The 12,467-nt window shown below is 41.4% G+C and carries 8 protein-coding genes and 1 pseudogene; all 9 read left to right on the forward strand.

Annotated features, from left to right (window positions below):
• Nucleotides 1-80: 80 nt before the first annotated feature.
• The 9 genes and pseudogenes from K322_RS19960 to K322_RS19970 all read left to right on the forward strand — a co-directional run bounded on the left by K322_RS19960 (nt 81) and on the right by K322_RS19970 (nt 11,918).
• Nucleotides 81-2,141, forward strand: a complete 2,061-nt coding sequence (locus tag K322_RS19960) for a rhamnogalacturonan lyase (protein ID WP_169714156.1) — start codon at nt 81-83, stop codon at nt 2,139-2,141.
• A 2-nt stretch (nt 2,142-2,143) separates the two neighbouring features.
• Nucleotides 2,144-3,373 (forward strand): oligogalacturonate lyase family protein, encoded by a 1,230-nt coding sequence (locus K322_RS0117510; RefSeq protein WP_035332531.1) that lies wholly within the window; start codon nt 2,144-2,146, stop codon nt 3,371-3,373.
• Nucleotides 3,374-3,405: 32 nt separating this feature from the next.
• Nucleotides 3,406-4,809, forward strand: a pseudogene (locus K322_RS19965) (glycoside hydrolase family 88/105 protein); the annotation flags it as partial.
• A gap of 60 nt (nt 4,810-4,869) precedes the next feature.
• Entirely contained in the window at nt 4,870-5,562 is a 693-nt protein-coding gene (locus K322_RS21270; protein WP_260204196.1) for a rhamnogalacturonan acetylesterase, read from the forward strand.
• A 24-nt stretch (nt 5,563-5,586) separates the two neighbouring features.
• A complete protein-coding gene (locus K322_RS0117520; protein WP_026628045.1) occupies nt 5,587-6,594 on the forward strand; it encodes a family 43 glycosylhydrolase in 1,008 nt (335 codons plus the stop codon).
• 93 nt (nt 6,595-6,687) lie between these two features.
• A complete protein-coding gene (gene rhaM / locus K322_RS0117525) occupies nt 6,688-7,002 on the forward strand; it encodes an L-rhamnose mutarotase (protein ID WP_026628046.1) in 315 nt (104 codons plus the stop codon).
• Between the two features lie 163 nt (nt 7,003-7,165).
• On the forward strand, nt 7,166-8,440 hold the full coding sequence (locus tag K322_RS0117530) for a rhamnogalacturonan acetylesterase (protein ID WP_026628047.1): 1,275 nt from the start codon (nt 7,166-7,168) through the stop codon (nt 8,438-8,440).
• A gap of 95 nt (nt 8,441-8,535) precedes the next feature.
• Complete coding sequence (locus K322_RS0117535; RefSeq protein WP_026628048.1) at nt 8,536-9,774, forward strand: glycoside hydrolase family 88/105 protein; 1,239 nt, start codon at nt 8,536-8,538, stop codon at nt 9,772-9,774.
• A 2-nt stretch (nt 9,775-9,776) separates the two neighbouring features.
• Entirely contained in the window at nt 9,777-11,918 is a 2,142-nt protein-coding gene (locus K322_RS19970; RefSeq protein WP_084158615.1) for a DUF4450 domain-containing protein, read from the forward strand.
• The last annotated feature ends 549 nt before the right edge of the window (nt 11,919-12,467 follow it).

The following is a 12,467-nucleotide window of genomic DNA, read 5'->3' on the forward strand; positions in this document are numbered from 1 at the left end:
GTATTTAAAGTAAAACTGGTTCTTGCTGTTATGCATGAAAAGTTAACAAATAGGTCTAATACCTTAATACCTTTTAACCTATGAAAACAAGAAAATTTCTATTCTATTTTTATTTTGTATTGATCAATTTTGTCATATTCCCGAAGTCGGAGGCACAAACGAATTATGATTATACCAAACTTCAGAAGGAAAAACTAGGTAGAGGTATTGTTGCTATTAAAAAGAATCCACAAACCAATATTGTTACTTGGCGTTATTTATCATCCGACCCGATTAATACTACATTCAATGTATATCGAAACGGAGAAAAGATAAATACTTTGCCTTTGAATAATTCAACTTTTATAGAGGATAAAACATCCGAAAATAATGCTTTAATTTATACTGTAACTCCCGTGATAGAGGGCGTTGAACAAAACTCTTTGTCTGCTTGCTATGTATTACCGGCAGATGCGCCGCAAGGCTACATAAACATTCCGTTGGATATTCCTCCAGGCGGAACTACACCCGACGGACAAACTTATACGTATTCGCCCAATGATGCCAGTATTGGAGATGTTGACGGAGATGGAGAATACGAGATCATATTGAAGTGGGATCCTTCTAATGCCCATGATAACTCACACAACGGATATACAGGTAATGTGTATTTCGATTGTTATAAACTAGACGGAACGAAGCTCTGGCGGATAGACTTAGGTCGGAATATTCGTGCAGGAGCACACTATACACAATTTATGGTTTACGATCTGGATGGAGATAATAAAGCCGAGATCGTAATGAAAACAGCTGACGGCACTACTGATGCCAAAGGCAATATTATAGGAAATAAGGATGCCGACTATCGAAACGAGAGAGGATATATTATCGAAGGGCATGAATACCTTACCGTTTTCAATGGATTGACCGGCGAGTCCATGCAAACGATAGACTATATACCCCAGCGAGGAGATGTCTGCAAATGGGGTGATTGCAAAGGAAACCGTGTTGACCGTTTTCTGGCTTGCATTGCTTATCTCGATGGAGTATACCCCAGTGTGGTGATGTGCCGAGGCTATTATACCCGTACGGTATTGGCTGCTTTTGATTGGAGGGACGGCAAACTAACTAATCGCTGGGTATTTGATTCGAATACACCGGGCAATGAAAAGTATGCAGGACAGGGTAATCATAATCTGCGAGTGGGAGATGTGGACGGTGACGGCTGTGACGAAATTATATACGGATCGTGTGCTATTGATCACGATGGAAAAGGTCTTTACAGTACAGGTCTGGGACATGGTGATGCTTTACATATGACTGTTTTTGATCCAAGCAGGAAAGGTTTGCAGGTTTGGGATTGCCACGAAAATAAACGGGATGGCTCTACTTTCAGAGATGCTGCGACAGGAGAAGTTTTATTTCAGATACCATCACCAACAGATGTCGGACGCTGCATGGCGGCAGATATAGATCCCAATCATCCGGGAGTAGAAATGTGGTCAATAGATTCTAAGGGTATATATAATGTGCAAGGAAACGTTATCAACCCATCTACAGCAGGGGTATCTATCAATATGGCATGCTGGTGGGACGGAGATTTATCGCGTGAATTACTCGATAAGATATCTATATCCAAGTATGATCCAGCCCAAGGAAAAAGCAATGTGATTTTTACAGCCGATGGTTGTGCTTGGAATAATGGAACGAAATCGAACCCAGCATTACAAGCCGATATTTTAGGCGATTGGAGAGAAGAGGTTCTTTACCGTACAGCAGATAATAAAAACCTGAGATTATATGTATCGACAGAACCTACAGATTATCGTTTCCATACATTTTTGGAAGATCCTGTGTACAGAATAAGTATAGCCATTCAGAATGTAGCATATAACCAGCCGACACAACCGGGATTTTATTTCGGGTCGGATTTGGGTAAAATGTTTAAAAATAAGGAAATCGTAATCAAAGAAGATCATTTGACTTTAGATGCCGGTATGGATTACGACAGCTACAGTTGGTCAGTCGGAGGCACGGAACGGGAACGTACATTAACCACAAAAGATATCCCCGAAGGGAATCGAACCCTAGTCTCGCTCAAAGTAACTTTTCGTGGATATGAGTTCTCCGACTATGTATATGTCACCTTAAAAGCTAAGTGAAAATGAAATTGTTAAGAATAATATTGATATGTGCTTTAAGCGGACTATCTTATGCTTCGGCATCGGATATAGGTCGGCTTTTCCCTTCTGAGAAGTATGTGATGATAGACCGCATTACAGGCAATCCGATAACAGTGCTGACTAGTGCAAAAACGAGTGATGCCAAATTGTATCAGACCCATCCTCAATGGACATCAGACGGCCGATTTATCATATTCAGGTCTTCGGATCGGTCTTCGGATAAGCATTCTCAGGCATTTGCCGTATCTGAAAGTACAGGCGATATAATACAACTGACCGATGGTGACGGTACGGGAACCGGGAGTCTGAATGTAGCCCGTTTATCAAACAAGCTCTATTATTTCAGAACGGAAAATAATATAAAATCATTGATCGAATTAAACCTCGATTCACTCATTAATGACAGTTACCGAAATTCGGTAAAAGAAAGGACTGCATATGAGAGATTTATTGCTAAATTACCGGATGATTTGGCCGAGTCGGGAGGCTTTACCCTCGATGCTGATGAAACTAAAGCATACGTAGGAGTGCGCAGGCTCGATGCGAAACCAACGATACAACACGACGATAGTTACAGAATAAAACAAGTACCATCAGGGATACGGATGATCGATTTACAAACAGGAAAGATTTCGTCAGTTATAGATGTGCCTTTTACCATGGGGCATTTGCAGGCTAACCCCTTTGTTGCCGGAGAGATACTCTATTGTCAGGAAACAGGTGGAGATGCTCCGCAACGGATGTGGATAGTACAAGCCGACGGATCAGGCAACAGACCCTTGTATGTAGAAACTCCTGATGATTGGGTGACTCATGAAACATGGGTCGATAAAGACCATGTTTACTTCAATGTTATGGGGCATCTGGATCGTTTGAGAACAAAAGCCACGGGATTATTCAGTATCAATGTACGTACAAACAAGATACAGGTACTGGGTCAACTGGACTATGGTTCGGGATTCTGGCATTGTGGAGGAACATCGGATGGTAAATGGGCTGCTTCTGATAATTTCGAAGGAGAGGTTTATCTCATTAATTGTCACACCGGAGAACGTACCCTGCTGACAGCCGATCATAAAATGAAACCCGACCATACACATCCGTCTTTCAGTCCGGACAATAAACGTATACTGATTCAATCAGGATATGTGACCGATGGACAAAAACTCGATTTGATGATTGTAAACATTCCTCCTTATCTGAATAAATAAGTAACAATAATATATAGAAGAAAGATCAGACCATGAAAAAGTCTTATAAACAAGTTTTACTGGTATCTCTCCTGATAGCGAATGGTATTAACGCATTCGCTCAGAAGAATCAGCATGATAAAGTAAATGATTTTAATACACCGCTTCATCTATTGGCTCCGGATTATAAGCGGCCATACGGGGAAGTGTCGACAGCTGATATAAAAAAATCATTAGACAGGGTTCTTAAATATCTGGATGAAGTAACTCCTGCAAAAGTTGTTAATAAGGATAACCATCAGGAAATTAAAGATTTTTCGAAAATAGATAAAGATTCACAACTCGACAGAGGTGCATTCCGCCTTGCCAGTTACGAATGGGGAGTAACCTATTCGGGCATGCTTGAAGTGGCGGCTGCAACATCCGACAGCAGTTATTATAACTATGTGAAAGACCGCTTTAAATTCTTGGCGGAAGCAGCTCCTCAATTTAAGCGGATTATGAATGATTATGGGGTTATAGATCCTCAGATGAAGCAGTTGCTAACACCTCATGCCCTTGATGATGCCGGAGCAATGTGTGCGGCAATGATAAAACTTCAGCAATCGGAAAAACTCGATTTTGATCTTCGGAGTATTATCGATAATTACATGAACTATATCATGTACAAAGAATATCGATTATACGATGGAACATTTGCCCGTAAACGTCCTCAGATGAATACCCTGTGGCTCGATGATATGTATATGAGTGTACCTGCCATTGCCCAAATGGGAAAATTGACAGGAGAGGATAAGTATTACAATGAAGCAGTTAAGCAGATCAAACAATTCTCCGACCGTATGTTTGTGAAAGAAAAAGGTTTGTATATGCATGGCTGGGTAGAATCGATGGATGATCATCCTGCTTTTTTCTGGGGGCGTGCTAATGGATGGGCGGTACTGACGATGACGGAAGTTCTGGATGTCCTTCCCGAAAGTCATCCAGACAGACCTAAAGTGTTGGCTCAGTTGCGGGCGCACATCAAAGGAATTGCTTCTTATCAGTCGGGTGAAGGATTCTGGCATCAGCTATTAGACCGTAATGACTCATATCTCGAAACATCAGCCACAGCTATCTATGTATACTGTATTGCTCATGCTATTAATAAGGGGTGGATAGATCCATTGGCTTATGGTCCGGTGGCTCAACTCGGTTGGAATGCGGTATCATCGACTATCAATGCTCAGGGGCAAGTAGAAGGTACTTGCGTGGGTACGGGCATGGCATTCGATCCGGCGTTTTATTACTATCGTCCGGTAAATGTATATGCCGCGCATGGCTATGGCCCTGTATTATTGGCAGGTGCAGAAATGATAAAATTACAGAACAGATTATACCCCAGAATGAATGATAGTGCTGTTCAGTACTATACATCACCAGAACGTACGGCAGCACCTATCTTCAGTATAGAAGATTCAAGCCGCCCCGAAGATATTGTAGCGGGAAGTACCCGTAAAAATGAAAAAGCCCCTGTTGTGTTTCTTATAGGAGATTCAACCGTAAAAAACGGACGAGGAAAAGGTGATGGTGGTCAATGGGGATGGGGAAGTTTCTTCGACCGTTTCTTCGATACCTCACGTATCAGTGTTGAAAATCACGCATTGGGAGGACGAAGCAGCCGTTCCTTTTTTACCGAAGGATTATGGGATAAAGTATTACCCGGATTGAAAAAGGGAGATTACTTGTTTATCCAGTTCGGGCATAATGATGGAGGACCTCTTAATACTGGCCGTGCCAGAGCTTCGCTGAAAGGGACCGGCGATGAATCCGAAACTGTAATAATGGAACGTAACGGAGGCCCCGAAGAAGTATTTACTTACGGGCACTATCTACGATTGTATATCCGTCAGGCTAAAGCGGTAGGTGCAATCCCTATAGTTTTATCTCCTACTCCAGGTAACCGATGGACAGACGGGAAAGCAAACCGGATGACAGCATCTTATACCCAATGGGCTAAAGAGGTTGCACAGCAAGAGGGTGTAGAATTTATCGACCTGAACGATATCTCAGCCGATAAATTAGATAAACTCGGAGAAACTCAAGGTCGTCTGTTGTTTAAAGACAGTGTCCATACGACTGAAGAAGGAGCGTTAATAAACGGAGAATCTGTTATTGAAGGTTTGAAAAATATATCAGGTTTTTCATTGAATCAATATCTGAAAAAATAAGGTCTGTCTTTAAATTAATATACGATGAATAAAATAATAAATGAGTCTGTGATCCTGATAATATGCTTGACTCTTTTCTGCATTCCTGATGTGGTTGCGAAGAAAGGAGCAAAAATTGCAGATAAACCATTATTCAGAGATACAAAATATGATGGAGCCGCCGATCCCGTCATAATTTGGAATAAAAAAGAGAAGTGCTGGTTTATGTTTTATACCAACCGCCGTGCTAATCTCGAAAATGCAGTAGGTGTTGATTGGGTACATGGTACACCTATCGGCATCGCCAAATCGACAGATGGCGGAGCAACATGGCAGTATAAATGTGATGCTGTGATCAACTACGGTGAATCCGATTATACATTCTGGGCTCCTGATATTGTCGAATATGAAGGCAGGTATCATATGTTTCTGACGGTTGTACCCGGTACTTTCACCGATTGGAAACATCCCCGTTCTATCGTTCAGCTCGAAAGCGATGATCTGATAAACTGGCAGCCTGTAAAAGAGATGAAACTAGCTTCGGATAAGGTTATAGACGCAGGCATATTCAAAGCGAAAGACGGCTGGTGGTATATGTATTATAATAACGAAAAAGACCGTAAATCGATATATGCAGTAAAGAGCAAAGATCTTAAAAACTGGGAAGATGCAGGAAAAGTTGTGGGGGATAAATCGGGTGAAGGACCAAAAGTATTTTACTGGAAAGACCGTTATTTTATGATTGTCGACAATTGGGATGGTTTGGGTGTTTACACCTCTGCCGATCTCAAAAACTGGGTACGTCAACCCGAAAATATACTCAAGAATCCGGGTAAAGGAGCAGACGATGCGACCAAAGGTCTGCATGCCGATGTGGTTGTCAACAAAGGAAAAGCATATATCTTTTATTTTACACATCCGGGACGTTTCCCCGAGGCTGTAGATTCTTATGAGACGCGCAGAAGTTCTATACAAGTGGCTGAATTGGAATATATAGATGGTAAGATCGTATGTGACAGGGATAAGCCTGTACTCATAAATCTCCGGCCATAGTATGAAGAATATTTCTAGGCTTTTGTACGAAATTGCATTGATAAGAAAAACCTATAAATCTATTTTTGTTGAATCATAAATGAAGTGAATAGCATGAAAAGACAAGCATTCAAAATGTATTTGAAACCGGGTTTCGAATCCGAATATGAAAAACGCCATAATGCGATTTGGCCTGAGTTGAGAGCTTTACTGAAAGAGACCGGAGTTTCTGATTATTCTATCTTTTGGGATAAAGAGACTAACGTATTATTTGCTTATCAGATAGTTGATGGAGGCAGTTCTTCACAGGATTTAGGCGATAATCCCATCGTCCAGAAATGGTGGGCTTATATGGCTGATATAATGGATACGAATGAGGATAATTCGCCGATAACGATCCCTTTGACAGAAGTCTTCCATATGGACTGAGAGCCTTTGACGAAATAATACAGGGATATGTATATTGAACAATATCCTTTTAGTTAATAAGAGACTTGGGTTGTTTTACTTACCAAAACAATATAGGTATGAGACCTTAGAAGGGCTGTGGCATACATGGCTTGAGTTTGTTTTGTCTTTAAGATCTTACAAGATGAAAAGAATACAATTAATAGTACTTTTGATTATTACATGTATATCGGGTGCGGTAGCTTCCGGAAAATATGTGCGTGTATTTGACTTTACAGGTGGGGAATTGGGTCAAAAAGAACCTGTAAATAGTTCAACGATATATGGATTAAACTCAGGATTTGGATACGATCTGGGAACCGGACAGAAAGATGGCGAACCTTTTTTCTTTTCGGTGGATGTTCCCGAAGGTAATTACAGGGTCACTGTAACTTTAGGGGATAAAGATGCCGAAAGCTGTACTACGGTTAAATCCGAATCGCGCAGATTAATGCTCGAAAATATAACCACAGCCAAAGGAAAATATAAAACATACACTTTTACTGTAAATGTACGCAATACAAAGATCGGAGAAACCGACTCGGTACGCATCAAACCGAGAGAAGTCGGAAAATTGATATGGGATAACAAACTTACACTTGAATTTAACGGAGACAATCCTTCTGTAACACAAATTAAAATAGAAAAAGTTGATAATCTGGTAACCCTTTTTCTCGCCGGAGATTCTACGGTTGTAGACGAAGCCAACGAACCTTGGAGCGGGTGGGGGCAGCTGCTTCCGCGTTTTCTGTCGTCGGATATTGCTGTCGCTAATTATGCCGAATCGGGAGAAGCCGCAAATAGTTTTGTTTCGTCTAAACGTTTTGCAAAACTATTATCGGAAATGAAAGCCGGAGATTATCTCTTTATTCAGTTCGGTCATAACGATCAGAAACAAAAAGGAGAAGGAAAAGGCCCTTACGTCAGCTATACCCGTGATCTGAAATACCTGATTGACGAAGCTCGTGCAAAAGGAGGAATACCTGTGCTTATCACGTCAATGAACCGCCGCACCTTCGATAGCGAAGGTAAAATAACGAATAGTCATGGTGATTATCCGGATGCCGTACGAAAATTGGCTAAGCAAGAAAATGTAGCATTAATAGACCTTAATGCGATGAGTAAAACCTTATACGAAGCATGGGGAGATGAAGGTTCAAAGAAAGCATTCGTTCATTTTCCGGCAGGTACATTCCCGGGTCAGGACAAAGATTTGGCGGATAACACCCATTTTAATCCTTATGGAGGATATGAACTGGCTAAATGTATTATTCAGGGGATAATTGACAATAATATTCCGATAAAGAAATACATCGTGAAGGATTTTAAAGGATTCGATCCTGCACATCCTGATGCGTTCGATTCGGTTCGCATACCACGTTCGCCATTGTATTCGATGGTAAAACCCGATGGAAATTGAGGTGCTGACGGTTCCTGAAGAGCCAGAGCGCAAGACAAAAAATAATCGCAAAATAATAAAAACGGTCTAATGACCTTAAGATAAAAATAAAACGCATGAAACGATCAGCAATTCTACTGATGGGAGTATTCACTCTTATGGCCGGCTCTGTTTTTGCTCAACGCACTGATGAAGAATGTATCAGGGCAGTAGCCGATAATATTTTAAAGCAACCTGTAACCCAGTTTGTAGGAGTAAAAACGAAAGCTACTTATAACAGTACAAAAGAAATACCGAAGGGTGAAGATGTAACGTTTAAAAGCCCCCTCAGTGAATGGCATTATTCTAACGGGGTACTGGATATGAGTATGATTAATTTAGGCAAGTATCTGAATGAACCTAAATATATTGATTATGCGAAAAATCATGTGGCTTTTGGTTTTGCCAATTACGAGTACTTCAAAAAAACATTCAGAGGAGACCGCAAACACTGGCACTGGCCTTTCGGACAGTTGTGGAATACCAAAGAACTGGACGACTGCGGAGCGATGGGTGCAGCCGTTATCAATGTATATCAGTTGGATGCAAAGAAAGAATATAAAGCATACATAGATACTGCGGCTCAGCATATTTTGTACGGACAGCACCGCCTTACAGATGGAACTCTGGCTCGTACATTTCCTCGGAATATGACAGTTTGGGCAGATGACGTTTACATGAGCGTGTCGTTTCTTTCGCAGATGGGAAAACTTACCGGAGAACGTAAGTATTACGATGATGCAGCAACGCAGATTATCAATATCTCAAACTATCTGTGGTGTCCCGAAAAGCAATTGTTCTATCATTGTTATTACACTGATCTGAAAAGAAACGGAGTTGCTTTCTGGGGACGTGCCAATGGCTGGATTACAGTATCGTTGGTGATGCTGCTGGATGTACTGCCTCAGGATCATCCGAAACGTGCCGAGTTGATCGCTTTGTTAGATAAGCAGATTGTAGGTGTTTCGCGTTATCAGAATGCCAATGGTATGTGGAATCAATTATTGGATAAACCCGAATCGTATGACGAATCTTCAGCTACCGCCATGTATGTCTGGGGGATAGCCAAAGGGATAAATAACAAATGGCTGGATCCAGATTATGCCCGTATTGCATTGGCGGGATGGGATGCCTTGAAAAATACCCAGATTACCGAAGACGGACATTTCAAGAATGTCTGTGTCGGTACAGGTATAACTGATGATCTTCCTTTTTATTACAATCGTCCGGTCGGAGAAAATGAAAAGCATGGTTTGGGTCTGATTATCGAAACCGGAATCGAAGTAATGAAATTGAAGAAACAATCGGTAAAATAAGCATGAAAAATAGAATCAGAATATTACCGATGCTATTATGCTGGGTGCTGTTGTCGGTCACGGCAACAGCCCGGATACCCGATTTAGCATGGACAAAAACAGTCGGAGCGCGTACCGTTCCTCAAGGCACAGCAGTTTTCAATGTATCGGATTACGGTGCTAATCCCGACGGTGTAACAATTAACACAAAAGCGATACAAAAGGCAATAGATGATTGTGCGTCCAAGGGCGGAGGTGTTGTGACATTCTCTCCGGGGCGTTATCTGACAGGTTCAATTTACGTAAAAGAGGGAGTAAACTTTAACATTCCTAAGGGGGTGACTTTATTAGGAAGTCAGAATCTGGACGATTATCCGGATATGGATACCAGGGTTGCCGGAATAGAAATGCGCTGGCCGTCGGCTTTAATCAATGTTCTCGATCAGAAAAATGTATTGATAAGCGGCGATGGAGTAGTACATGCTCAGGGCAAAGTATTCTGGGATTCTTATTGGGCTTTGCGCAAAGATTATGAAGCACGAGGATTACGCTGGATTGTAGATTATGATAGCAAACGTCCTCGGACATTACTGGTTTCGCGTTCCTCAGATGTTACGATTAAAGATGTGACTTTTCAGCAGGCGGGATTCTGGACTATTCAACTGTTATATTCTACACAATGTACCGTAGATGGTGTTATTATCCAGAATAATGTAGGAGGCCATGGTCCCAGCACCGATGGAGTGGATATTGACTCTTCATCACAGATATTGGTTCAAAATTGTGATATTGATTGCAATGATGATAATTTTTGCCTGAAATCGGGGCGTGATGCCGATGGTTTGAGAGTAAACCGTCCGACAGAATATGTCGTTATACGTGATTGTGTGTCACGGGCAGGAGGCGGACTTCTGACTTGCGGCAGTGAAACATCGGGAGGAATCCGCTATGTGTATGCCGAAAATCTCAAAGCAAAAGGAACAAATGTTGGAATACGTTTAAAATCGGCTATGAACCGAGGAGGAACAACCGAGCATATTTATATAAAAAATATAGAAATGGATGATGTCGGTACTGTTTTTGAAGCTTCCATGAACTGGAATCCGGCATACAGTTATTCGACTTTGCCTAAAGAATATGAAGGAAAACCGATTCCGGAACATTGGAAAAAAATGCTGGAGAAAGTGGATACAAAAGCGGGAACTCCTTATTTTAATGATGTTTATTTGTCAGATTTCAAAGTGACAAATTCACGAAGTATGATGAGTGTTTCGGGAAGTAAGGAATCTCAGATGCGTAATTTCCATTTCTCGGATATTGATGCTGACGTTGAGCATGTCGGTAATATTGTTTTTGCAAAAGACTGGACTTTCGAGAATGTAAATATTAAGGCGAGAGATCAAAAGCCGGCTTCGGTCAAAAACTCCTCAAATGTTGTTTTTCCGGTACATTTGGCTATGAAAAATGTGAAATTCTCTCATAAATTAAAATCGGGGCAGCGATCTATTGTTGCAGCCGATCATCCTGAATTTGCTTTTTATCTGCCCGAAATGGCAGGGAATCTGAAATTTGGGGTTATAGTCGGAAAGAAAAGCAAATGGTTCAGTGAATTTGCCTTAAAGAATTCTTCTGGCGGCAACGGTTCTGTAAACTATACTCTTTCGGATGCTATTCTTGGCAAAGGTTCGATTGATCTAAAAGTTGTGTCGCTAGCCGATACTGACGGAATAGTATTACAGGTGTCGGGCCAAAGTCTTCCTGCCGAAGTAAAATTATTTTGGTCATATGGAGGGGCTTACGGTCAGATATTGTCCGAAAAAGAGTCAGGGGCATTAAAGCCCGTTTATTGCAAAGATAATATCTTCAGTGTTGAGCATACTGCGTTTACATTGTATTATGGCGAGAGTATGAAATTGAAGGTTATAAATATGATTGCTCCCATAACTTCGGAAATAAGATTGTCGGATGCCTTTATGCAGGATTCTCCGTTAGCTTTTTTCGAATCGGGAAAAGAAACTTCTGCTCCGGCATTGGCAGCGGCTTTGCCTTTAGCCAATGGTGTAAATGAATACTTCTGTGTCTATAAACAGAATGATAAAGCAGACTACAACCATTTTATGCTGCCTGAATTATTTAAGGTGTCAGTAAAAAAGGGGAATCAGTAGCTGAAAAATGTTCTTTAAGATTATGCTATTTACTACGCGCAATCAGAGATTGCTTGTGTTCCTTTTGTCCAAAGCCCCAAAAGGAACCAAAAAGTCTTTGGCGCTTCGAAGCTCTGCCTATCTGACTACGTTCACGGGCGAAACTAAATAAAACTCGCCTTTCAGGCTCAAACAACATTTAGTTTTAATGCCCGTTTCACTGGTCAGATTACGGCTTCACCTCTGTATGCGACCAAGCTGACGCCAGACAACGGCTTGCACCAGTCCACAAAAGGGTCTGTGCCCCCTCGTCCGTCAGGCTCTCGACATCGGCGGAAGACCGGGGCACCCGCTGCTCGAAGAAAGCGTTAAAAGACAAATGGATATCAGCGATAATCATTTTTATTTGTCTTAGCATTCGAGGGCTGAGCGGGTTGGGATGCAGACGCAGTCTTGATCTTTTGTTTCGTTTTGCATCAAGGCAAAATGAAAAACAAAGCCGGGAGGCTGCGTTAGGAAATAGCCTAACTTAAAATGTATAAAATAAAAGAACATTTTTATCAGTCCAAC

This window comes from Indolivaga capnocytophagoides DSM 22835, from assembly GCF_000426485.1.
In the GTDB taxonomy this organism is placed as follows: Bacteria; Bacteroidota; Bacteroidia; order Bacteroidales; family Dysgonomonadaceae; genus Dysgonomonas_A; species Dysgonomonas_A capnocytophagoides.

Excerpts from the sequence above, each read along its gene's own strand:
- K322_RS19960 (WP_169714156.1), top strand. The coding sequence starts at position 81 with ATGAAAACAAGAAAATTTCTATTCTATTTTTATTTTGTATTGATCAAT.
- K322_RS0117510 (WP_035332531.1), top strand. The coding sequence starts at position 2,144 with ATGAAATTGTTAAGAATAATATTGATATGTGCTTTAAGCGGACTATCT.
- K322_RS0117520 (WP_026628045.1), top strand. The coding sequence starts at position 5,587 with ATGAATAAAATAATAAATGAGTCTGTGATCCTGATAATATGCTTGACT.
- rhaM (WP_026628046.1), top strand. The coding sequence starts at position 6,688 with ATGAAAAGACAAGCATTCAAAATGTATTTGAAACCGGGTTTCGAATCC.
- K322_RS0117530 (WP_026628047.1), top strand. The coding sequence starts at position 7,166 with ATGAAAAGAATACAATTAATAGTACTTTTGATTATTACATGTATATCG.
- K322_RS0117535 (WP_026628048.1), top strand. The coding sequence starts at position 8,536 with ATGAAACGATCAGCAATTCTACTGATGGGAGTATTCACTCTTATGGCC.
- K322_RS19970 (WP_084158615.1), top strand. The coding sequence starts at position 9,777 with ATGAAAAATAGAATCAGAATATTACCGATGCTATTATGCTGGGTGCTG.